At 50.8% G+C, this 24,375-nt stretch carries 19 protein-coding genes; 2 read left to right on the plus strand and 17 right to left on the minus strand.

Features of this window, described 5'->3' with window-relative positions; all coding sequences use genetic code 11:
* The first annotated feature begins 28 nt into the window (after positions 1-28).
* A complete protein-coding gene (locus FYJ84_RS03235; RefSeq protein WP_154406102.1) occupies positions 29-430 on the plus strand; it encodes a hypothetical protein in 402 nt (133 codons plus the stop codon).
* A gap of 65 nt (positions 431-495) precedes the next feature.
* On the opposite strand, the gene FYJ84_RS03240 is transcribed toward FYJ84_RS03235, so the two are convergent.
* The 10 genes from FYJ84_RS03240 to FYJ84_RS03285 form a co-directional block, all read right to left on the minus strand.
* Positions 496-1,284 (minus strand): DUF134 domain-containing protein, encoded by a 789-nt coding sequence (locus tag FYJ84_RS03240; protein ID WP_154406104.1) that lies wholly within the window; start codon positions 1,282-1,284, stop codon positions 496-498.
* Positions 1,285-1,429: 145 nt separating this feature from the next.
* Positions 1,430-1,774 (minus strand): Hpt domain-containing protein, encoded by a 345-nt coding sequence (locus FYJ84_RS03245; protein ID WP_154406106.1) that lies wholly within the window; start codon positions 1,772-1,774, stop codon positions 1,430-1,432.
* Positions 1,775-1,859: 85 nt separating this feature from the next.
* Positions 1,860-4,496, minus strand: coding sequence for a hybrid sensor histidine kinase/response regulator (locus FYJ84_RS14590; RefSeq protein ID WP_205764076.1), 2,637 nt, complete (start codon positions 4,494-4,496; stop codon positions 1,860-1,862).
* Between the two features lie 42 nt (positions 4,497-4,538).
* Entirely contained in the window at positions 4,539-6,410 is a 1,872-nt protein-coding gene (locus tag FYJ84_RS03255) for an ABC transporter substrate-binding protein (RefSeq protein ID WP_205764077.1), read from the minus strand.
* A gap of 137 nt (positions 6,411-6,547) precedes the next feature.
* Complete coding sequence (locus FYJ84_RS03260; protein ID WP_154406110.1) at positions 6,548-7,606, minus strand: HD domain-containing phosphohydrolase; 1,059 nt, start codon at positions 7,604-7,606, stop codon at positions 6,548-6,550.
* Between the two features lie 641 nt (positions 7,607-8,247).
* Positions 8,248-9,432 (minus strand): YecA family protein, encoded by a 1,185-nt coding sequence (locus FYJ84_RS03265; RefSeq protein WP_154406112.1) that lies wholly within the window; start codon positions 9,430-9,432, stop codon positions 8,248-8,250.
* A gap of 63 nt (positions 9,433-9,495) precedes the next feature.
* Positions 9,496-10,734, minus strand: coding sequence for an N-acetylmuramoyl-L-alanine amidase (locus FYJ84_RS03270; protein WP_235901332.1), 1,239 nt, complete (start codon positions 10,732-10,734; stop codon positions 9,496-9,498).
* A gap of 86 nt (positions 10,735-10,820) precedes the next feature.
* Positions 10,821-11,627, minus strand: a complete 807-nt coding sequence (locus tag FYJ84_RS03275; RefSeq protein WP_407060737.1) for an amino acid ABC transporter ATP-binding protein — start codon at positions 11,625-11,627, stop codon at positions 10,821-10,823.
* Positions 11,617-12,261, minus strand: coding sequence for an amino acid ABC transporter permease (locus FYJ84_RS03280; RefSeq protein ID WP_154406114.1), 645 nt, complete (start codon positions 12,259-12,261; stop codon positions 11,617-11,619). The genes FYJ84_RS03275 and FYJ84_RS03280 overlap by 11 nt, the downstream gene beginning before the upstream one ends.
* Before the next feature lie 161 nt (positions 12,262-12,422).
* On the minus strand, positions 12,423-13,211 hold the full coding sequence (locus FYJ84_RS03285; RefSeq protein ID WP_154406116.1) for an amino acid ABC transporter substrate-binding protein: 789 nt from the start codon (positions 13,209-13,211) through the stop codon (positions 12,423-12,425).
* Positions 13,212-14,472: 1,261 nt separating this feature from the next.
* Between FYJ84_RS03285 and FYJ84_RS03290 the strand changes: the two genes are divergently transcribed.
* Positions 14,473-15,504, plus strand: a complete 1,032-nt coding sequence (locus FYJ84_RS03290) for a LacI family DNA-binding transcriptional regulator (RefSeq protein WP_154406118.1) — start codon at positions 14,473-14,475, stop codon at positions 15,502-15,504.
* A 212-nt stretch (positions 15,505-15,716) separates the two neighbouring features.
* Here FYJ84_RS03290 and araA read toward each other — a convergent pair whose 3' ends face one another.
* The 7 genes from araA to FYJ84_RS03325 all read right to left on the minus strand — a co-directional run bounded on the left by araA (position 15,717) and on the right by FYJ84_RS03325 (position 24,367).
* The gene (gene araA, locus FYJ84_RS03295; protein WP_154406120.1) at positions 15,717-17,141 is read right to left on the minus strand and encodes an L-arabinose isomerase; all 1,425 of its coding nucleotides are present in this window, start codon (positions 17,139-17,141) and stop codon (positions 15,717-15,719) included.
* Between the two features lie 96 nt (positions 17,142-17,237).
* Positions 17,238-18,848, minus strand: coding sequence for a xylulokinase (locus FYJ84_RS03300; protein ID WP_328596314.1), 1,611 nt, complete (start codon positions 18,846-18,848; stop codon positions 17,238-17,240).
* A gap of 93 nt (positions 18,849-18,941) precedes the next feature.
* On the minus strand, positions 18,942-19,637 hold the full coding sequence (locus FYJ84_RS03305) for an L-ribulose-5-phosphate 4-epimerase (RefSeq protein WP_328596315.1): 696 nt from the start codon (positions 19,635-19,637) through the stop codon (positions 18,942-18,944).
* A gap of 19 nt (positions 19,638-19,656) precedes the next feature.
* Positions 19,657-20,664: a galactofuranose ABC transporter, permease protein YjfF gene (gene yjfF, locus FYJ84_RS03310; protein WP_154406122.1), complete on the minus strand. Its 1,008-nt coding sequence runs from the start codon at positions 20,662-20,664 to the stop codon at positions 19,657-19,659.
* Positions 20,661-21,719: an ABC transporter permease gene (locus FYJ84_RS03315; RefSeq protein WP_154406124.1), complete on the minus strand. Its 1,059-nt coding sequence runs from the start codon at positions 21,717-21,719 to the stop codon at positions 20,661-20,663. The genes yjfF and FYJ84_RS03315 overlap by 4 nt, the downstream gene beginning before the upstream one ends.
* Positions 21,719-23,227 (minus strand): sugar ABC transporter ATP-binding protein, encoded by a 1,509-nt coding sequence (locus tag FYJ84_RS03320; RefSeq protein ID WP_154406126.1) that lies wholly within the window; start codon positions 23,225-23,227, stop codon positions 21,719-21,721. The genes FYJ84_RS03315 and FYJ84_RS03320 overlap by 1 nt, the downstream gene beginning before the upstream one ends.
* A 135-nt stretch (positions 23,228-23,362) precedes the next feature.
* Complete coding sequence (locus FYJ84_RS03325) at positions 23,363-24,367, minus strand: ABC transporter substrate-binding protein (protein ID WP_154406128.1); 1,005 nt, start codon at positions 24,365-24,367, stop codon at positions 23,363-23,365.
* Between the last annotated feature and the right edge of the window lie 8 nt (positions 24,368-24,375).

The following is a 24,375-nucleotide window of genomic DNA, read 5'->3' on the forward strand; positions in this document are numbered from 1 at the left end:
TTTGCAACCAAGGAGAAATAGAATACTTATGACTGCAAAACTGATTTACATCGGCACCATGCTGTTTCTGGCAGTGACCTTTTACCTTGCCATGAAGCGGATTATGCGCCGGGACAACTACATCAACAGCCTGATTCTCGCCTTTCTGGAGCGGGGCGAAATGACTAAGGCTGAGCTTCTCGATACCATGTACGAGTATGGCTGCAATGACTTCCGGCTGAAGAAAATCATTGCCAGGCACAACGCTACCCGGGAGGACTACGAGCTGGTCTTTGACAAGATTTTCCACTGGGCAAATTTCAAGAAGCGCCGCCGCTACCTGCCCATCAACTCATTCTTCTTCGTCAGCTCCCTGGACTACATCCTTGAGCACAAAAATGACGATGCCAAGAAGCTTGCCACCAAGATGATGAACCATTTCCATTTCTAAAAAAAGGATGCCGTCTATCTGCTAGTACGGCATCCTTTTTTATGCATATTATTATTCTATTTCACTTAATGGCAGGAGCTGCCGCCGCAGCCGTGCTTATTCTCGCCGCAGCTGCCATGACCGTGGCCGCCATGGTCGTGATGGCTGCAGCGCACATCAGGATTGTAGGCAAGCTCTCCCCGGAGGAAAGCTGCAACTGCCGCATCTGCATCACCTGCTGCACCGCCATACAGCTTGATACCTGCTTCTGCCAGTGCCATCTGGGCACCACCGCCGATGCCGCCGCAAATCAGCACATCCGCCTTGGCATCTGACAGGAGGCCTGCCAGGGCGCCATGGCCGCTGCCATTGGTGTCAACTATCTGCTCACTGACAATCCTGCCATCCTCCACATCGTACACCTTGAACTGAGAACTATGCCCAAAATGCTGAAAAATCTGTCCGTTATCGTAGGTTACTGCTATTCTCATTGCCTTTTCCCCTTTCTCTTGGCAAAGCAGGCTTTCACTGCCCGCATAAAATTTCCTGCAACGCTGATGACAACAGCCGGAAGCAAGGGCAGAGCCATCACACAGGCGGTAATCCCCCCCGGCAATGAAAAGGCTTTTGCCATTGACAATCACATCAGCCAGCTTGGTGCGTGCCAGCTCATAAATCTCCGTCACGGTAGTACGGGAAATATCCATCTGCACCGCGCACTGGGCATGTGTCAGCTTTTCCAGGTCAATCAGGCGTATTGCCTCATACTCATCCAAAGTCAGCATGACTTCGCCATTGGCAGCATTCCCTGCCGGGCAAAAGCTGCCATATACCGGCTCCGCGCACACACGCCTGCATCTTCTCGGTCTTGCCATTTCATCCCTCCGCTCTTAGTTTCCGTTATATGTCGATAATTATTATATCAGACATTTAGCCTGACAGCAAGAAAATACAGAAAAAAAGATGCCCCGGAGGACATCTTCAAGAGACCTTCAATCATTTACTTTGCACGTTGGCGGACTACAATTTGAGGATATTTTCCTGCACTTCAGCATAATACTCGCGGATTTTCTCTACCAGCTGCGGGTCCGCCGGTTCCTGGCTGCCCCTCAGCTGCTCCGTCAAATCAGAAGCCGCATTAAAGAGCCTGGTAAGTCCGATATTGCCAGCCACCCCCTTGAAGGCGTGAGCCGCCTCAAAAGCAGCCTTTGGCTCCCCGGAAGCCACCGCATCCATCAGCTTCTGATAGCTGCCCTCAGTCTTGAACTTCAGCACATATTTCCTGATGCGCTCATCTGTCAGGAATAGCTCCTTGACGGATGCATAGCTGCCTCCCACTGCATTGTAAAATTCTTCTATCGTCAAATCACTTACCTACTTTCCAAATCAAATCTAAAAACTACTCTTATTATGCAAACACCCCCATAAAATGTCAACCAAATTAAGCAAATTACCGCAGGAAGCTGGACAATGCCTCCATCACTTCCTTCATATTAATCGGCTTGGAAATGAAGCCATTCATGCCATGCTTTTCCGCTTCCTTTCGGTCTTCGTCAAAGGCATTAGCCGTCATTGCCACAATCGGGATACATGCCAGCGCCTTGTCCGGCAGCTGACGGATACGCACCGTGGCATCATGGCCGTTCAGCACAGGCATCTGAATATCCATCAGCACCATATCATAGTAGCCAGGCTGGGATTTTGCCACCATCTCCACCGCCTTGGCACCATTCTCCGCCGTCTCCACCAGAAGGCCGTAGTCCCCCAGGATTTCACAGGCAATCTCCCGGTTCATCTCATTGTCCTCTGCCAGCAGCAGCCTCTTGCCTTCATAGCTGACCTGACTGCCTCTTGCCATCACATCCGCTGCCTGCTGCTTCTCCCGCTGCTGGCCAAGAGCCGTCAGCAGGGAGTCGCGCAAATCGGACATGAACATCGGCTTGGCACAGAAGGCTGTCACTCCGGCTGCCCGTGCCTCCTCCTCAATATCGTTCCAGTCATAAGCCGTCATAATAATAATCGGCGTATCGTCACCCAGAGCGCGAATCTGCCGCGCCACCTCCACGCCGTTCAAATCAGGCAACCGCCAGTCAAGGATATATACATGGAAGGCATCATCCAGCTCAATGGACTGCCTTGCCCGAAGCACCGCCTCCTTGCCGAACATGGTCCACTCGGAGCGCATGCCCACCTTCACCAGCATCTTGGTAACGCTGTCGCAGGTGTTGAAATCATCATCCACCACCAGAGCCTTCAGCCCTTCCAGCTCCTGAATGCGGAAGCTGGTCTTCTTGGCAGAGCGCAAACGCATTTCCAGCCGGATGACAAACTCCGTGCCCTTATCCTGCTCCGTAATGACTTCGATAGTGCCCCCCATCATATCAATGATGTTCTTGGTTATCGCCATGCCCAGGCCCGTGCCCTGAATTTTGCTGACCGTAGAGGTACGCTCCCGCTCAAAGGGCTCAAAAATCTTCGCCGCAAACTCCTGGCTCATGCCAATGCCGTTATCCTTCACCCGGATTTCGTACATGCCCTTGCCCTCGGCAGCCCCGTGCAGCTGGGCAATGCGCACGGATACAGTGCCTCCCGGCGGTGTAAACTTGATGGCATTGGATAAAAGATTCAGCAGCACCTGATTGAGCCGGGTTCTGTCACAGTACACATCCTCATCTGCCACATCAATAACATCCATATAAAGCTCCAGTGATTTTGCCTGTACCTGGCCGCCGATGATGTCCTTGATATCGTGGAGCATATCCGACAGATTTGCCTCCATCTCATCCAGCTGGATTTTGCCGCTTTCAATGCGGCTCATATCCAGAATATCATTAATCAGGCTCAGGAGATGATTGCTGGCAGACAAAATCTTGGACAGGTAATCCTTTACCTTGTCCTGCTGCTCAAGATTGGTCAGAGCCAAAGTAGCAAAGCCGATAACCGCATTCATCGGGGTGCGAATGTCGTGGGACATATTGGACAGGAACACACTCTTGGACTTGTTGGCCGCCTCCGCTACATGCAAGGCATCCTCCGCCGCAATCCTCAGCCTGTTCAGCTCATGATTTGCTTCCTGCTCCACCTTCACCAGCTGTCTGCTGCGCTGAACCTTCACCACGCTGGCAACTGCCAGCACCAGCAAAAGCAGCAGAATAATCGTGAAGGCCATCTGCGCCTGGAAGGTGGACTCCATCATACTCCGGGTGCTAATCGCCACATACTCTGCCGGAATCAGCATCATGACAGTCAGATCATAATCCTTCATCCTGGTGAGGCAATAATAATACTCCGTCCCATTGAGCATGATATTGGCGGTGGCAATGCCGTTTTCTGCCAGAGACTCCCGCACCTGGGCAAAATTCCTGCCCCGCACGTATTCAGCCTCCCCCAGTGCCTTGTAGATATTCCTGGCACCGATGATATCATCTTCATCTGCATCATAATAAGCCAGAGTGCCATTTTTCTGAATAATATAAGTTGCTGCATGACCGCCAAAGGACTCAGTGCTGTAGTATTTCTTGACACTGGCGATATCCTTTAGCAAAATCAGGTGGGTAATCACCCTGCCGTTATCTGTGACAATCGGCTGTTCCAGCTTCTGGGCAAAGGCCAAATAGGTTCCCTTCACACTGCTGGTATCAGTAACGAAAATGTAACGGCTGTTGCCACCAGATACAAACTTGATATCATCCCAGATGCCCATATCACCATCACGGGTATAAACCGTGCCGGTGGACTCCAGCAGCATTATCCGGCTGCCGTACAAATCCAGACAGAACTGGCCCTCCAAATCACTTATGCCTGCCAGCAGCTCCCGGCTGCTGGCATAATGCTTGCGGTGCAATGCCTCATCCAGTCCTGACACCACATTCCAATGGGCGGCAATGCCATATCTCAGATTCAGCCGAATCTGCCCGATAAGCTCCTCCAGCTGGGCAGAACGCTCATTGACCATCTGCTCCATCATAAAGCTGCGGAGGTGAACAACGCCCCCGATCAGGGCAAATGCTAACATAATGGAAAACAGTACCGGTGCAACGTGCCTTGATACATCATTTTTCGTGAACCTCTGCAAACTTAATTTCACTCCGCCTAGCCTCCCCTATATCGGCATCAATTCCCTGAAATGCTAATTGATCGTAATATAATCTGTCGGTTCCTCCAGCTTGCCGCCTTCCTTTACCAGATAATCGTAAAGCTGTACATTGCATTTGTCAATATCATAGGAAAAATCCGTAATCCCCATCTTGGTAATCATAAGCTGATTGGTCCAGTTTCTATCCCCCATCAGGATAATAGTATACACTCCGTTCCTGTCCAGCTCCTTGCCATTTCTGGTAAGCCTATTCAGCTTGTAGCTGCCATCCCCATTCCGGGCAATATCCATCTCAAAGCCGCTGGACACATACAAGGTGCTGTCATTGCTGATAACCCCGTAGCCACTCTTGAGGGCAAAGGTCCTTTCTACCATCTCATAGACCTGATCACCGGTCAGCCTCGCCAGCATCGGCCAGGCGGCATCCGTATGGGTAAGGTAGCTCAGCTGCCTCTCCGTATAATCACCGGCATAAATATCGCCGCTGACATAGCAGGACTGCACAAAGACCATATCCACAGCCAGCTTCTTGCGAATGGTGTTATAGATTGCAGAAGCGGCCTGATTGCCATGCTTGCTGGTAAACTCATGGGAATAGCCCTTGTCGATATGCACCACCACCGGCTCCTGAGCCGGGTCCGCATTCATCTGCTCATTAAAGGCCTCCAGCGCCTCCTGTGGCGTCTTCAGCTCACCCTTGATAATGCCCTGCACCACGGACTTGGATACCTTGAACATATCGGTGGAAGCCAGCCGGATATACATCTTGTTTTCCTCTATATAAGGACGCAGGTTATCCAGCTCCGGCAAAAGCTCCAGCTTGACGCCCTTGGTATAAGAAACCATGTTCTTGCCGTGAGAAATGTTGTTCTGTCCATCCTGGCTGAGCATTGCCTGCATAATCTCCAAAATCAGCTTCTTGCGCTCCGGGCTCTCCATGCCCTTTTTGGCAGCTGCCACCTGGAAGGCAGGATAGGTCAGATACCAGTCATCCTTTTTCTCTGTGCCAAAATACGGCATCAGGACAACCTCGTCATTTTTGCCGGCTCTACCCGTAAAGGTAATCAAATCATTGCCTGTGCCCCGGTACATTGCCAGCTTGCCAGCAGTAAACCTGTTTTTTTGGACAAAGTTCATTTCCGTGGCAGCCTCCGGCTGAATCCCCGTCTTTTCCTTTAAATCAAAAAAACGGGCAAAAACAGGCAGCCACACCTTTTCGTCCAGCTGGTCCGTGTGGCCGCTTTCGTACTGCTGGCGCCACTCCCTGCCTTCCATAGTGTATAAATACTCCGCGCCAAAGCCCTGCAGCACCTCCATGCAGCAGTAATCCTGGCCGTAATCAGGATAAAAGCCCATGATGCCCTTTGCCTCAAAGGCCTGGCAGGCGGCAATAAAGGAGTCATAATCTGTAGGCAGCGGAATGTCGTTCTCCTCAAACAAGGTCTTGTTGACAATGATATCATCCACCTCGGCACACACCGGCAGCCAGTTCACCGTACCGTCGCTGTAGGTATAGTTGTCCAGATAAGTGCCGTAATATATATCCGCCAAATCCGTATTGCTCAAATCGTACAGCACATCCTTCATGGCCATGGCATCCCGCATGGAAAAACGCCTTACGGTCATGATATCCGGCAAATCACCATGCTCATTGAGATAGCGGTAGTAATCAATGGAGTTAGTCGCCAGCACAAATTCAAACTCCACATCCGGGAACTGCCTGCACAGATAAGGCGCATAATTCTCCAAAAGGTCGTTGCCCCACAGGGCGATAGTCACCTTTTCCTTGCCGTTCTCCGCCTTTGGGGTGTCATCACTGCCGCAGCCTGTCAGCAAAAAAGACAGCAGCAGCACCGCCACAGCCGCAATATATCCGCAGGTTTTTCCATTCAGCTTTTTTATCATATTCCTCTCCATTTCTTTTACTTCAGCACAAGGTAATCCGTAGGCTCTGCCAGCTGCTGTCCCTTGGCCACCAGCCGCTCCCCCTGTTTTCTCCTTATATAGCTGGCAGCCATTTCCATTCTTCCAATTCCGGGCTATCAGTCACGCTCTGCAATCTCAATCAGCTTGAACTTGGCTGATTCAAAGCACTCCAAAAGCTTCGGCGAAAAAGTACCGCACTCGCCGTTAAAAATCATGTCGACAGCCTTCGGAATAGCATAAGGAACCTTGTAGCAACGAGGGCTAATCAGGGCATCAAACACATCTGCAATTGACACCACCTGTGCCCATACCGGGATTTCATCTCCCTTGAGATGGTCAGGATAGCCCTTGCCGTCATAACGCTCGTGATGATAGCGGCAAATATCATAGCAGTATTGATAAAAATCGCTGTCCTCCTGCTTGAACTTCTCCAAAATCTCACAGCCCTTGGTAGTATGCTCCTTCATGATGGCAAATTCCTCCAAGGTCAGCCTGCCAGGCTTCAGCAGGATTTCATCCGGAATGCTGATTTTGCCAATGTCGTGAAGGGCAGAGGCATTCACCATCTGCCTGATATCCAGCTCCTTGTAGTCAAAGTCGCTGTGCAGTGCCGCCCAGGTATGAAGCAATACATCCGTAAACTCCTTAACCCGGTTAATATGGATGCCGGACTCCAGGCTGCGGAACTCCACCACGGAGCTGAGGGCATTCACCAGAAATTCGTTATTTTCCGCCAGCTTCTTCCGGCTTGCCAGAAGCTCCGAGGTAGTCTCATCCAGCTGCAGTTCCAAATTTTTTCTGCGCTCATACAGCTCGATGATATTCAGGGCGCGGCGGGTGATTACCCGGCGGGCAAAAGGCTTGTAAATAATATCTGCCACACCATAATCATAAGCGGCGGCATCAGTATCCACTGTAGCCTCACCGGTTATAATAATGACCGGAATCAGGTCCAGATACCCTTCGTCCTTCATGATCTCCAGCACATCCAAGCCGCTCATCTTCGGCATCATCAGATCAAGGAAAATCAGCGACAGGCTCTCAAAATTCTCCCTGATGCACCTGACCGCTTCCTCTCCATCTCCTGCCTCAAAAATCTCATACTGCTCGCTGAATATTTCCTTGAGTATATCCCTGTTGAACTCTGCATCGTCGGCAATCAATATCTTTTTCATTAAATATATTCCCCTTCTAATTCCATAAATATAATCCTTTTTGCATAAAAAACACAAATCTGTGCATCCTTACCTACGCCTGCACAGTATAAAAAATATGTATCGTCCCCCCCCTAACGGACATTTATGTAATCTATGCCTAATATCTCTATATACATTATGCAAAAAGTCCTAATTGAAGTCAATACTTATTTTTATATATTTTGCAGAATAAAAACGATATTACATTTTTATACATTTTAGGAATTTCAGTTTATACAGCGGTCGGCAATAGCAAGTTTCGTCAGCCTCCCGGCTCCCCCTTTTCAGCTTTTTCGTAAAGTCAGATTGATTACCTTGGTAGCGTACAGCAGAGTATAGTTGATAACTATGTGCATATCTGTTCAGACACAAAGAGGGACAGGTGCGGCATGTACCCAAAGAAAACCTTGAGTGCAGCCTCGCTTCTTAGCGAGTGCGAGCGTAAGCGACGCAGGAGCTTAGAAGCGCGAGGCTGTGCTAAGAGCGAGAGCGAGTTTTCTATGGGTACTGCCGCTACCTGTCCCTTTATAATGTCTGAACAGAATCCACGAAATATCAAACTAAATCATCAGTATATGCACGAAGTAACGAATAACCACTACGACAAACTGAAATTTATCTCAGTTCCATTCCTTATCCAGGCAGCAGTTCTTATACTTTTTGCCACTGCCGCAAGGGCATGGCTCATTCCTGCCTATCTTGCGGCCTTCCCGGACTACGGCAGGACGTGGCTGGCTGGCAGCATCTGCCAGGGTATGCCCCTTCAGCATCCAGAGAGGCATGGTGTTGTTGTACTCACCAATCAGATGGTACAGCTCATCAGTATCCTGACCATTATCCATTTTCAGCTGATTGTCTGCCAAAAAGCCCACAATTTCCTTCATGCCGTAGCCATTCTGAATAATGATGGTAATGCTGCGCACAGCCTCTGCCGCCTGCAGCACATCCAGCTCCTTTTTCTGCATGAAATACTGTGCCAGGGCACGATATGCCTCAGTGGACTCAATGTAGCCATCCTGCCCTGCATCGTAGAGCTTGTCATAAGGCAGGTCAGCATAACCCAGGCTTCCCTGCTGCCGCTGTGCCTGCTGCAACGCCTCCGGATTCATCAGTGACTCATGCATCAGGTCATGCTGGCCTGTCACCACATGAGGATACCAGCATCCCCCATTGAAGATAATGCCCATAAAATCGGCAAACTCCAAGTCGGCATCAATATAATCACAGATTTTTTTGTACAGCTCATCGTAGTTGATGATGCCATAGTAAAAGACCATGCCTGCTGCCAGCCGCATTACTTCCGAGTTCAGGTTGACCGCATCGGCAAAGGCACCGTTGTTGATTTTCTGATACTCAGCCTGGATTTCCTCCGGCATAAACCACACCAGATTTCCATCCTGCATGCCGCAGGACAGCACGCCGATGCCCCGGAGGTAATCCAGCCGGTAATCCTCGCAGTGCACATTCTCCAAAAGCCCCTTATGCTGGCAGGCATAATCGAACAGTTCCTTCTGCTCCTGCAAGGCACTGACAAACCAGCGACCGGCGAATTTCACCACCTCAGGCTCCACCATGTCCAGCATCTCCGCCTTCTTGACACGGTCGATATTCTTTGCCATAGGCAGATTCAGGTTGTACTGAATATCCTCCAGCTCCTGCTTGGTCATACCGTTCAAAGCCTCCCGCAGGGTGAGCTTTTCCGGCAGCTTGTGCCGGCGCAGGCTTTTCATGCGCTCCGCCTTCTGCGCCTCCATCAGCTCATTGTATTCCGCCTCAGAAAAGGTAAATTCTCTTTCTGTTTCCATCTTTGCAAATTCACTCCAGTTGCTATCGAATATTATCTGCCAGCTTATTTATTGGCAAGGTACTCAGCCAAAGAAGCTGATAAGTCCGTTTACCAAGCCTTCTGCTGCCTTTTTGACACCCTCATCGGAATTCATCAGCCGTTCTTCCCTGTCATTGGAAATAAACGCCATCTCAATCAGGGCAGCCGGCATGGTGGTATGCTTCACCACATAGAAGTTGCAGCTCTTGATGCCCCGGTTGCCGGTCCCCAGTGCGGATACAATTCCCTCGGACAGTTCCTTTGCCAGCCGCTGTCCAGCTTTGCTGCCATTAACATAATAGTAGCCGGTAGTACCGCTTGGGGAGCTATTGGTGAAGGAGTCCATGTGCAGGGAAATGAAAATGTCAGCATTCTTGTCGTTGCCCACATCACATCTTGCCTGCAACTCCTCAATATCGGATGCCTTCGCCTTCTTCGGGGAAACCTCCGTATCAGTGCTGCGGGTCATGAGCACGGTGGCACCTTCCTTGACCAGCCGTTTCTGCAGCTCCGTTGCCACCCGTAGTGTAACACCCTTCTCCGTAACGCCGGTAGGGCCTATGGCCCCCACATCACTGCCGCCGTGACCAGCATCCAGGGCGATAATCTTGCCCTTCAGGCCAGGCGTGAAAACCGGCTCTCCCTTGGTGACTGTTTCCTTGCCGCTGCCGGTATTGCTGCCGGTGCCGCCAGTGCTTCCGCCAATAGCCGTGCCTTCACCAGTACCGCCTGCCGTGCCGGAGCCGGAAGCAGTCCCCTTGTCCTCATCCTTTGGCTTCGGCTGAGGGTTAAAATCAATGGCTGCACCGCTGCTGCTGCCCCCCAGATTGCCAAAATCCATAACGATGCGGTATGCCGTACTGCCGCCTTTCAAAGGAAATACCTTGTAATTATTCTTTCCCATGCTGCTTTCCACCACAACCCTTACCGTCGAGGTATCATGCTGGGCAATCCTGACAGACTTGGCAAAACGGCTGTCTATCGTAGTAGACTTTTTCAAGTCAGGAGAAATCCAGGCATTCTGTATATCCACCACAATGCGCTGGGGATTGGACAGAATGCTGACCTTGTAGGATGTTTCCTTGGTGCCATCCAGCACGATGCGTGTCTTGTCAGCACTACTGCTAACCCTGACAGCCTTGATTTCAGACATGGAACCGGCACGCTCCGCAAAGCCTGCCGCCTCGGCCTGAGCCGCTCCGAATATGAGCATAAAACCAGCGATAAACAGCATTGCCTGCCTGAACAGGCACAGCCACGCTCTTTTTTCGCAATATTGCATCTTTCAATTCCTCCAGATATTCTAAACGCAAGCACAGCAGCATTGCAGGCTGATTGCCATAAAGCTGCTGTGCAAATTGCCGATAGTTACAGCATGTTATTCAAAAATGCTATGGTTCTTTCCTGAGCAGGATGGGCAAAAAACTCTGCCGGGATGCCCTGCTCCACAATCACTCCGTCCGCCATGAACATGACATGGTTCGCTGCCTCCCTGGCAAATGCCATCTCGTGGGTGACTACCACCATGGTCATGTGCTCTGCCGCCAGCTCCCGCATGGTCTTCAGTACCTCGCCGGTAAGCTCCGGGTCCAGTGCCGAGGTAGGCTCGTCAAAGAGCATGATGTCAGGCTTCATAGCAAGGGCGCGGGCGATGGCCACACGCTGCTGCTGACCGCCGGAAAGCCGCCCCGGGTAGGAGTCCCGCTTGTCAAAAAGCCCTACCTTCCGAAGAAGCTCCTCCGCCTCCGGGCGCACCTCCTCCGCAGAACGCTTCTTGACCTGCACAGGTGCCTCAAGAAGATTCTGCATGACCGTCATGTGGGGAAAGAGATTGAACTGCTGGAATACCATGCCGGTGCAGGCGAGGATTTCCCTGGACTCAGCCTCACTAACATACTCGGCTGTTCCTTCACTGTTGTTTTTAGCCAGCACCCTGCCCTTGATTTCGATAGTACCGGCATCAATTTCCTCCAGGCGGTTGATGCAGCGGAGCATGGTGCTCTTGCCGGAGCCGGACGGCCCGATAACTGCCAGCACATCGCCCTTTACCACGGAGAAGTCAATGCCCTTCAGCACCTCCAGCTCCCCGAACCGCTTGTGGATGCCGCTCATCCGCAGCATAATCTCCGGTGCTGCCCCGACAGTGTTTTCCATATTCATGTTGTTATTCATCATATTTTGCATAATGCGCCTCCAGCTTCTTAAAGCCCCAGGTCAGGACAAAGGTCATTACCAAATAAAATACAGCGGCAATCACAAAAGGCGTCATATCGAACTCACGCTGTACGATAGTACGCGCCACCCGCAAAAGGTCATTCATGGCAAGGATATAAATCAAGGACGTATCTTTCACCAAATTGATAGTCTCGTTGCTGATAGGCGGCAACACATGGCGTATCATCTGAGGAATGATAATCCTGCGCATGGTCTGGGGATAGGTCATGCCCAATGTCTTGGCCGCCTCGTACTGGCCACGGCTGATGGACTGGATACCGGCGCGGAAAATCTCCGCAAAATACGCCGCATAGTTCAGCGTAAAGGCCAGGAGTGCCGCCGCAATGTCAGGCAGCTTTACCCCCACCATCGGCAGGGCGAAATAGACAAACAAAAGCTGGAGCATCAGCGGTGTTCCCCGCATCACCCACACATAAAACTCCATCAAAAGGCTGACAGGCTTCAGGCTGCTGATGCGCCCCAGTGCCGCCAGCAGGCCAATTGGCAGTGCCAGCACCAGCGTAATACAAAAAATTTCCAGCGTGACCTGGGTTCCCTCCAGCATCAGCAGAATAGTGTGCAACAGGTTATCCATAACTAAAAAAACTCCCTTTCATACCAAAAAGCACAGATAGTTATATTTTACTTCAAATCAGCGCAAAAAAAAAGACCTCCCGTAAAAATTAAGAGGTCTTTTTTCCTGCCGGTACTGCTGCCGGACAGCCTTACATAAACCAGAGCTGATAAAAGAACTGATTATTTGGTGATATCCTTGGCGAACCACTTCTCAGAAATCTTTGCCACGGTGCCGTCAGCCTTCATCTCGTCAAATACCTTCTGCACCTCGTCCCGCAGTGCCTGGTCATCCTTGCGGAAAGCAAAGCCGAACTGGCTAACCTCGCCGATGACAGTCTCCACAGCCTCAATCTCATCAGGATGCTTGCTGATGTAGTAGCGGCCGATAATCTCATCGCCTACTACGGCATCAATGCGGCCATTCTCCAAATCCATGAAAGCAGTGATATAATCAGAATAATACTTTACTTCCTTCATGGAGCCAGTCAAAGCAGTGTTCTTGGTAAAATATTCCTCAGTGGTGCCGCCGCTCTGGGTACCGACAACCTTGCCTGCCAGGTCAGCCTCGCTGGCGATGGCAACATTTTTGCCCTTGGCTACAAAAACAATCTGGCGGTTGTCCATGTACGGCTCACTGAACAGCATGTTTTCCTTGCGCTGCTCGGTAATATCCAGGCCATTCCACAGCACATCCACACGGCCGCTTTTCAGCTCCGCTTCCTTGGAATTCCAGTCGATTGCCTTGAACTCAACCTCGCGGCCCAGTCGCTTGGCAGCTTCCTTGGCCAGGTCAATGTCAAAGCCTACGATTTCGTTCTTTTCATCCTTGAAGCCCATTGGCGGGAAGTTATCATCCAGGCCGACCACGATTTTCTTGGCTTCATCCTTCTTGGCAGTATCACCGCCGCAGCCGGCCAGGGCAGTAACTGCCAGAACCAGCATCATGCACAACGCAAAAATCTTCTTCATACCACTTGCACTCTCCCTCTAGTATTCTTTGAAAACCACTGGCTCTATTATACTTTAAACCATTAAAACATGACAAGCCTAAAATGTAAAAATTTTCAGTTTTTCGTAGTGCTTAATCGTTACTTCGGCGAGATATGTAAGTGTTATTGATTAGTGCAGGGGAGCTGTCAGAAAAGCATCAGCATATATCCCAATAGGCGGTCACTTTTTTACATTGTTGTGTATAAACTACTTACGGTCAGACCTTTTTATAGAGCCTCAGGGCAGTACCATCGCAGGCACGCTCGCGCTACTATCCACGCCTAGCGGATGCTAAGCTCTCGCTTCGCCTTACGGCTCGCGAATTGCTAAGCACCGAGGCGCGTCTCAGTGCCATGCGAATGGTACATGCCCTGATACTCTTTAAGAGGTCTGACACAAAATTTTCACAACTATGCTTATAAAGTCAACCGCCCATCGCATTATCTGCCAACAGTTACAATCCTGCGACAGCTCCCCACTCACTTCTCAGCAAGCCATTATATTTTGCCGTAGCAACATGATGATGCTTTACGAACAAGCCTGAAAAAGGGGGCTAGGAGGCTGACGAGACCTGCTACCATTAACCGCTGTATAACGTATAGTGCCACTAAACAATTATATAAAATTGCAATGCATTTCGCATAGGCTTCATTTTCAACAACCGTATAAAAATATATATTGTGATAAATAGGGGCTAGTAGCTGACAAAATTTGCAACTGCTGATGCTTATGCAACTAACTCTGCTCATTATAGTAGATTGCCTTGCATAGTAGTTGGCAGTAACAGGTCTCGCCAGCCTCCCGGCTCCCTCTTTTCAGGCTTGCTCGTCAAGCTGTATGCAGCACTATGGTAACGAATAATGTATGCCGTTTTATTATTTTGTTTATATCTGTTCAGACAAAGAAAGGGATGAGTGAGGACAGTACCCATAGAAAACCTTTGTTGTACCTCGGTGCTTAGCGATTTGCAAGCCGTAGGCGCAGCAAGAGCTTAGCATCCGCTAGGTACAACTAGGAGCGAGAGCGTGTTTTCTATGGGTAGCTGTCCCGCTCAGCCCATTTTTAGTCTGAACAGAGTGCACAAACCAACAAAACTCATTCGTTAATGTTCCAGACGTCTCGTACTTTCACTACGACAAACTGAAATTCACTGTACACGAGCACAGTTTTATTATATAATATTCACATAATATTAATGAAGACAATATACATAAATTTCAGAAGATCAGGCGGTGATATTTTGGTTACAATAAAAGAAATTGCAGAACTTTGCGGTGTATCCAGAGGCACGGTAGACCGTGTCCTCAACCATCGCGGCAATGTCAAAGCCGAAAAAAAAGAACTTATACTCAAAGTGGCACAGGAAATGAACTACACCCCCAACCCTGCCGGCAGGGCGCTGGCAGCACAAAAAATGAAGCCTGTTGTAGCAATCGTCATGCCCTCCAAGGGAATCGGCTTCTTCGATGCCGTAATCGAGGCAATGGAAAAAGCCGCAAAATCCTATTCCATGTACGGACTGCAAGTAGAATGGTACATTTCCAAAGGATATGATGTGGAAGTCCAGTGCAAGCAGCTTTCCCAGCTGCTAGGCAAAGTACAGGCAGTCATTCTCATGCCTATCAATGACGAGCGTGTCAGCACAAAAATCCGCCATCTGACAGAAAGCGGCATCTTCGTCATTACCATCAACAATGACATAGAAAATTCTTCCCGACATTGCTATGTAGGCACGGATTACTTCAACGGCGGCATGACTGCCGGTTCCCTGTTGCAAATGATAAACCACGGCATGCTGAACATCGGCATTACCCTGGGATCCCTGCAAATTCTTGGTCATGCCCAGAGGCTGTCCGGTTTTCGCAGCGCACTCTCCCACAATCCCCTGGCGCAGATTATGGCCATCACAGAGGATCAGGATGATGAGATGCTCTCCTACGAGAAAAACCTTGAAATGCTGCGCAAGCACCCGGATATAAACGTTATATTTGCTGCCAGCTCCGGCGGCATCTGTGGTGCCTGCCGTGCCATCATGACATGCGGCAGGGAAAAGGATATTACCGTCATCGTCTTTGATACCCTGCCGACCACGGTGGAAATGATGGAAAAAGGTCTGATTCAAGCCACCATTTACCAGCATCCCCGCCGCCAGGGACAGATTGCCATGCAAATTGTCTTTGAATACCTGGTCAATGGCAAGAAGCCTGAACGGGAGCTGAACCTCCTTACCAACGAAATCCGCATCAAGGAAAACATCAACACAGCTTTATAATTTATCAGTCATTTGCTGCTCTCCAAGCGGCAGGAACTGCCATGCAGACAGCCCTGCCGCTTTTTGCTGACCTGTTTTACAGGCATGCAAAAAGGCCCACCGGGATGGAAGATTCCCGATGAGCCTTGAGAGGAAGGAAAAAAATCTTTACTCAGAAAACTGAGTAAGGAAAGGCTAAAATTGTAAACTCACAGCTGACGTCAGGCGGCATCTCAATTTATCTCTACCAGCTCCAGCCCCAGCATAGCTGCCAGATCGCGAAGCTGCTGGCAGGAAACGGCAAAGCTGAGCACGGTATGATGCTCGCCGCCAGCCTTAATCCATTCTGCGGAGCCCTTCTTCAGACCGCACTTAGGCGTCCAAAGCTGCTTTGCCACCGGCAGGTGCGGAGTCTCAGCCTCCGGCTTGCGGCAGTCCACAGGATAATAAATCATCTTCATGCCATTGCGGAAATCCGCCAGGGTAACATCCACGGCATCGCCCTCGGCACCGGTAAATACCAGGCGCGCCGGGTCATCCTTGCCGCCAATGCCCAAAGGATGCACCTCAACCCGCGGCTTGTCGCTGGCAATGGTAGGATCTACCTCCAGCATGTGGGCACCCAGGATAGCCTCATGCCCCTTCCGCAAGTCCAAAGTATAGTCCTCCATGAAAACAGTGCGGTCATTGTGGGAAAGCACCTTCAACAGCCTGGTCAGGGCGGCGATTTTCCAGTCACCCTCTGCGCCAAAGCCATAGCCATCCCGCATCAGAAGCTGGGAAGCCAGTCCCGGCAGCTCCTCCAGCCCATGCAATGACTGGAAGTTAGAGCAGAAGGCGTTGTAGCCTCCCTCATCTAAAAATCTCTTGATAGCAATATACTCACGGAGCTGATAGCGCACACTGTGCTCAAAATGCTCCTTCTGATTATCCCCTACGGTCATGGTGTACATATCAGCCAGCTTTTTGTACTCGGCATCAATTTCTGCCTCGGTAACGGCATTGACATATTCCACCAAATCCCCCTCAGGATAATAATCAACAGTCCAGCCCAGCTGTATCTGGGCTTCCACCTTGTCACCCTCAGTGCAGGCCACATCACGCATAGTATCGCCAAAGCGGCACACACGAATGTTGAAGCTCTCATTGCAGGCAACCGCCACATCTTCCCAGCTGGCAATCTCTGCCACGGTCTCCGCATCCCGCCAGTGCCCATAGACAATCTTGTTGTTGAGGCCAAGACGGGCGTTGATATAGCCATACTCCCTGTCACCGTGAGCACTCTGATGCAGATTCATATAGTCAAAATCAATGGTGGCATAAGGAATTTCATCCAGATACTGGGTAGCAAGATGCAGAAGCGGCTTCTGCAGGAGCTTGGTACCACGAATCCAGTTTTTGGCAGGTGAGAAGGTGTGTGCCCAGACAATAACACCTGCCACATTGTCATTGTAATTGACATCCTTCATGAACTGAGTGATGCCGTCAGCCGTAGTCATTACGCCCTTAAAAACAATCTTATAGGGCAGCTTGCCGGTATCATTCAGATACTCTGCAATCTCCTTTGTATTCTTCTCAACATTTTGCAGAGCCTCCTCGCCATAAAGGTGCTGGCTGCCTGCCACAAACCAAAACTCATAATCCTTGATATTCATCATAATCTTTCGCCCCTCTTTATCTCACTGCATTTTATTGCACTTAACGTACTGCATTATCTCCCTGATGCTTCCCCTCAGGCCTGGAATAGCTGTCATTCAGCCCTCATCAGCAATCGCCTGCCCGGCAGCATTTTCAACGGCAATGCCGCTGCGGAACCGCTGAATAAACCTGCGGCAGCCAGCTACCCCTTCCGGCTGTGGCTGCAAGGTAGTGGCGGATGCCCCCTTGAACACCTTCTCATCCAGAAAATCTGCCAAATCCATACCATCCTTATGAAAGCCTGCATACACCGCCAGCACCGCCATGCCCCACGGACCGCCCTCGCCGGCACTGTCCATAATGGTAATAGGAATTTCCAGAGCATTTGCCAGCACCTGCTGACCGATAACAGGTGTCTTGAACAGCCCGCCCTGTGCCAGCATCACATCCGTCCTGACATTTTCCTCGTTAATCAGCACATCCATGCCAATTTTCAGGGCTGCAAATGCCGAATAAAGCTGTGCCAGCATAAAATTCGGCAAATTCATGCGGCTATGAGGTGTCCTCACAAACAGAGGACGCCCCTCCTGGGTGGCTGTAATGTTCTCACCGGACAAAAAGCTGTAATTGGTCAGCCCCCCGGCATCCGGCTCCGCCTGCCGTACCTGATTGAACAGCACGCTATAAAGCTTGTCAGGAGCCGTCTCCATCCCCAGGGCAGCGGCAAATTCTCCAAACAAACCTGCCCAGGCATTGATATCCGATGAGCAGTTATTGACATGCACCATAGCTACCGGCGCCCCATCAGGCGTCGTAACGATATCAATGTCCCTGTGGACTGCCTTCAGCGGCTTTTCCAAAACGTTCATAGAAAAAGCCGAAGTGCCTACGGAAATATTGCCGGTGCGCTTTCTCACGCTATTGGTGCCCACCATGCCGGTACCTGCATCGCCCTCCGGCGGTGCCATCAATGTGCCCGGCTGCAGATTTCCGGCAGGGTCCAAAAGCCTTGCCCCTTTTTCTGTCAGACGGCCTGCACTGCGGCCTGCCGGAAGTACCCCCGGCAGGATGTCAGCCAGCTTCCAAGGCTGCTTCTCCACCTTTTCCAGGCTGTCAAATTTCGCCAGCATCCCTGCATCATAGGAACCGGCAGCCTCATCCACCGGGAACATGCCGGAAGCATCGCCTATGCCCAGCACCTTCTCGCCACACAGCTGCCAATGAATATAGCCTGCCAGAGTGGTAAAGAAGCTTATTTCCGGCACATGAGGCTCCTTGTTCAGCACCGCCTGATAAAGGTGGGCAATGCTCCAGCGCTGAGGAATATTGAAGCCCAGTGCCTCGGTCAGCTCATCTGCCGCCTGTCCTGTAATATTGTTCCGCCAGGTGCGGAATGGCACCAGCAGCTCATCCTTTGCATTAAAAGGCAGATAGCCGTGCATCATGGCACTGACGCCCATTGCACCGATTTTCTCCAGCCTGATGCCGTATTTTTCCTGCACGCTGGCAGCCATCGCCCCGTAGCAGGACTGAATCCCCTGCCACGCCTCTGCTAAATCATAGGTCCATACGCCATTTTCCAGCCTGTTCTCCCAGTTGAAGCTGCCTGTTGCCACAGTCTCTATGGTGTCCGTCATCAGTACAGCCTTGATGCGGGTAGAGCCCAGCTCTATCCCCAGGGCGGTTTCCCCTGCCTGAATTTTCGCCTTTACCTTTTCCAAATCCACAAAATTCCCTCCTCTATCTCCTAAAACCAGACCATGTAATTTATTGCTTCTCCTTCTGCCTTACACCCGGCATTTAGCCATGCCGACAGAGGCTTATTTTTTCTTCTGCCCGTAGTAGGCATCCGGCCCGTGCTTCCGCAGAAAATGCTTGTCCAAAAGCACCTGTGGCATAGGCTCCCTGCTACCTGTCAAAAACTGGGTATGGAAAGCCATCATGGCCACCTCCTCCAGCACTACGGCATTGTGCACCGCATTGAAGGGGTCCGTCCCCCATGAAAAAGGCCCGTGGTTCTTCACCAGCACCGCCGGCATATGGTCAGGATTAATCTGCCGAAAGGTCTCGGCTATAACCACGCCGGTTTCATATTCATAAGCACCCTTGATTTCCTCTGAAGTCATATCCCGGGTGCAGGGAATTTCCCCATAAAAGTAATCCGCCTGAGTGGTGCCGTATGCCCTGATGCCCTGTCCTGCCTGGGCAAAGGTAGTCGCCCAGCGGGAATGGGTATGCACCACGCCGCCGATATTGGGAAATTCCCGGTAAAGCACGCGGTGGGTTTCCGTATCCGAGGACGGGTTCAGCTCCCCCTCCACCTTGTTGCCATCCAGGTCAACAACCACCATGTCCTCCGGCTTCATCACATCATATTCCACCCCGGAAGGCTTGATAACAAACAGTCCTGAGTTCCTGTCAATACCGGAAACATTGCCCCAGGTAAAGGTAATCAGCCCATGCTTTGGCAGGAGCATATTTGCCTCATACACCTTCTGCTTCAAATCCTCTAACACTTTTATTCCCCCTTGCCCGTCAGCTGTTTTCTTCCAATGAGCTCTGAGCTGTCAGCTTGCTCTTATGCTCGGTAATAAACGCCTGCATGATGATAAATACGCAAAGCAGGGCACCAACCACAATCTTTGTCCACCAGGCGGACAGAGTTCCCTGAAAGCTGATAAAGGTCAGGATAACGCCCTGAATCAGCACACCGAACAAAGCTCCCGGAATGAAGCCAACGCCGCCGGTCAAAAGAGTGCCGCCAATAACGGTGGAAGCAATAGCATCCATTTCCATGCCCATGCCGTGCAGATTATAGCCTGTCAGCATCATCAGGGCATAAACAATACCTCCCAGGGAGGAACAGAAACCGCTGATGGTATAAACGCTTACCTTGGTGCGGAACACAGGCAATCCCATCAGGGAAGCCGAGGACTCGCTGCCGCCCAGGGCGTAGATATTGCGCCCAAATCTGGTAAAGCCCAGCACAACTGCCGCTACAATCAGGGCAGCAAGGGCAATCAGCACGCCCATGGACACGAAGCCAGGACCCACCGGCAGGCGGAAATCCGCCATGGCCACAAAAACAGGATTGGTAATATTGATGGTCTCCCGGGAAATTACAGCCGTCATGCCGCGGCAGAACAGCATGCCTGCCAAAGTGATGATGAAGGGCTGCAAATCAAACTTGGCGATGATGTAGCCCTGCAAGGCTCCGAACAAGGTTCCCATCAGCAGCACGATGAAAATCGCTGCAAAGACAGGAATGCCGGTATTGGCCAGAATCCACGCCAGCACCATGCAGGTCAGTGCCAGTACCGCACCTACTGACAGGTCAATGCCGCCAATCAGCAGTGTAAAGGTTATACCCACAGTCACAATAATCAATGCCGCATTATCAATAAAGAGATTGAGGAAAACCTGCGGCTTCATAAAGCCTTTGTACATGGCTATACCTGCTCCGTACAGCACGGCAAACAGGATAACAGTCACAAAGAAGGAAAAATACTTGGATGCGATTATCTCGCCTAGCTTCTTATTCATGCCTTGTTCACCGCCTTTGCACCAGCTGCCGCAGCCCCATCGCCGCGGTTCTTCCACTTTTCAAACAAAACCCTGGCCTTTCTGGACTGAATCAGGCAGATGGCAATAACGGCAACCGCCTTTACCACCGGCAGCTGGTCAGCAGATACGCCCAGAGCGTAAAGGGTAGTCGTCAATGTCTGGATAGTAATGGCACCAATAACGGAGCCGCCCAGATAAAACTTGCCGCCGGAAAGCAGCGTACCGCCCAGGGCCACTGCCAGAATAGCATCCATCTCCATGTTCAGTCCGGCATTGTTGGCATCAGCTGCCCTGATAAGGGAGCTTTCAATCAGGCCGGTAACGCCTGCGCAGAAGCCGGAAAAGGCATACACCAGAAACAGCACCATGGTTACGTTGATGCCCACATACTTGGCAGCAGTAGGGTTGATGCCTACTGACTGGATGAACAGCCCGATGCTGGTCTTCTTCATGACGATTGCCACAAATGCCACCATCGCCAGGGCGATAAACACATTGGTCGGCAACGGCATACCCGGAATAACCCCGGCAATTGAAGCAAAAGGCTTGTAATAAACAGTAATAATCTGACCCTCAGTTAAAAGCTGGGCAACACCCCTGCCGGCAGTCATCAAAATCAGGGTTGCCACTACCGCCTGGATTTTAAACTTGGCTACCAGCAAGCCGTTCCAAAGGCCGCAGAGGATACCAATCCCCACAGAGGCAAGCATTGCCAGCAGCATCGGGGTTTCCGCCACGCCATCGCCACGGCCGCCAATCAGGGTGCAGACCACAGCAGCGGAGATAGCTACCACAGCACCTACGGAAATATCAATGCCGCTGGTGGCGATAACCAGGGTCATGCCCAGGGAAAGAATAACCAAAGAGCTGGAACGGGTAAGAATATCAATCATTCTGCCAAACAGCCTGCCGTCCTCCGTCACCTGAATGTCAAAGAACCCCTCTACGAAAATACCATTGAAAACCAGCAGGGCTGCCAGGGCAACCACCGGCAAAAACAATGAGCTGGATGTAAAATTCTTTAGCTTTTCCATTAGTTGTCACCTCCGGCAATAGCCTGCATAACACCGTCTGAGCTTACCTGCTCCCCCGTCAGCTCCGCCACCTTCTTGCGATCCCTCATAACAATCAGCTTGGAGCAGGTACGCACCATCTCGTCCATTTCGCTGGAAATAAATGCCACGGACATGCCCTCCGTCTTTGCCAGCTCCACCGCCATCTTCTGGATTTCCGTCTTGGTGCCCACATCTATGCCGCGAGTAGGCTCGTCCAGAATGAGGAACTGTGGATGGGTGGCAAGCCAGCGGGCGATAATTACCTTTTGCTGGTTGCCGCCGGAAAGATTCTTGATTAGCTGGTCACGGTCAGACACCTTGATGCGCAGCTTTTCAATAAACTGGTCCGCCAGCTTCACCTGCTCGCTGTAAGGAATATGAGTAAACATGCCGTCCATGGCCTGCAATGCCAGGATGATGTTCTCCCGTACCGTCAAATCACCTATGATACCTGCCAGCTTTCTATCCTCCGGGCAGAAGGCAATACCATCCTTCATGGCAGCCATAGGATTTGCCAGCTTTTCAGCCTTGCCGTTTATTTTCAGCTGGCCGCCTGTTACATCCTTCAAGCCAAAGAGCATTTCCGCTGTCTCCGTGCGTCCGGAGCCAAGGAGACCGGCAAAGCCGATAACCTCGCCCTTGTGGATTTGCAGTGAAACATCCTTTATCTGCCCGATGCTGGCAGCGTGGTCAGTCTCAATAAACACTTCCTCTGACGGAACACTCTTTTCCGCCATCTTGTCCATATCCTTAACGTCATTCAGGTCCTTGCCGACCATCCTGGCGATGAGTTCAAGCCTTGGCAGCTTTGCCAGCTCATAGGAGCCTACCAGCTCGCCATTGCGCAAAATGGTGATATGGTCGCAAAGCTCATAAATCTGCTCTAAGAAATGAGAAATAAAGATAATGCCCATGCCCTGCTTCTGGAGCTGCCGTACAATCTTAAACAATCTGGCTGTTTCGCCTTCATTCAGGGATGAGGTCGGCTCATCCAGAATGAGGATTTTAGCATCTACATCCACAGCTCTGGCGATAGCCACCATCTGCTGGATTGCTACCGGGTAATTATCCAATGTCTTGTTTACATCGATATCCACATCAAGCTTCTGCAAAAGCTCGACAGACCTTCTGTTGACTTCCTTCCAGTCAATGAAGCCAAACCTGCGCGGCTCCCTGCCAATAAAAATGTTCTCTGCCACAGTCAGGTTAGGACAGAGATTGACCTCCTGATATACGGTGGAAATGCCCTCCTCCTGCGCCTCCTTCGGCGTCTTCGGGGAAATTTCCCTGCCGTTCAGGTGGATTGTGCCCCCGTCCTTAGGATATACACCTGTCAGCACCTTGACCAAGGTTGATTTGCCTGCACCATTTTCTCCCATCAGTGAATGAATTTCACCTGCATGGAGGGTAAAATCAACATTTGACAAGGCCCTGACACCTGGAAATACTTTGTCAATATTCCGCATTTCCAACAATGCTGCTGCCATAAAAATCCTCCCCCTTACAAAAACATGCCTATTCCCGGGTATAAAAAACCACGCCCAGACCCTGAGAGCCGGGGCGCGGCCCATTCCTGCCCTTTCAGCTTGCACTGAAAGCTATTTTATGCAGTTTATACAGTATCAGTATTTGCGGGATGGCAGAGTAGCCTCAGCAACCTCAGCTGGGAAAACGCCTTCCTCTACATATACAATCTTGTCAACCTTCTCGCCAGCAAGAACCTTCTTGGCAGTCTCCATCAGAAGCTCACCCTGCAAAGGATTGCACTCAACGGTGCAGTTGGTCTTGCCCTCAATCATAGCCTGGAAAATACCCTTTACGCCATCGAAGGAAAGAATGGTGATATCCTTGCCAGGCTTCAGACCTGCAGCCTCAATAGCCTGTACAGCACCCAGAGCCATATCGTCATTCTGAGCTACCAGGATATCAATCTTGCTGCCATAGGACTTCAGGAAGGACTCCATAACCTCCTGGCCCTTCTGACGGGTGAACTCGCCGGTCTGAGAAGCCAGGATGTTGAACTTAGCCTTGTCAGGGGAAGCTGCCATTGCATCGTTAAAGCCCTTGGTACGGCCCAGAGCTGCGGTAGAGCCTACAGTGCCCTCCAGCACAACGATATTCAGTTGCTGGCCGCCATCACGAGGCTTAAGCTGCTTCTCGTTGGCATACTTTGCCAGCCACTCAAAGCCCTTTTCACCCTCGGTAATCATGTTGGTACCGATTTTTGCCACATACAGGGAATCATCCTCTACCTTCAGGTCACGATCAACGATGATTACAGGAATCTTGGCATCCTTTGCCTCTTTCAGAACGGTATCCCAGCCAGTCTCAACGATTGGCACGAAGGCAATAACGTCAACGCCCTGAGCAATGAAGGAGCGGATAGCCTTTATCTGATTTTCCTGCTTCTGCTGGGCATCAGAGAACTGCAGGTCAATACCTGCTGCCTTGGCTGCTTCCTTTACTGACTCGGTGTTGGCAGTACGCCACTCAGACTCGGCACCAATCTGGGAAAATCCCATAGTAATCTTCTTGTCCCCATCAGCCTTCTTTTCATCACCGCCACCGCAGCCTACAGCCAGCAGTAGCATCATCATAGAGATAACTAACGCTATTATCTTCTTCATTAACAACC

Source organism: Anaerovibrio slackiae (assembly GCF_009695585.1).
In the GTDB taxonomy this organism is placed as follows: domain Bacteria; phylum Bacillota; class Negativicutes; order Selenomonadales; family Selenomonadaceae; genus Anaerovibrio; species Anaerovibrio slackiae.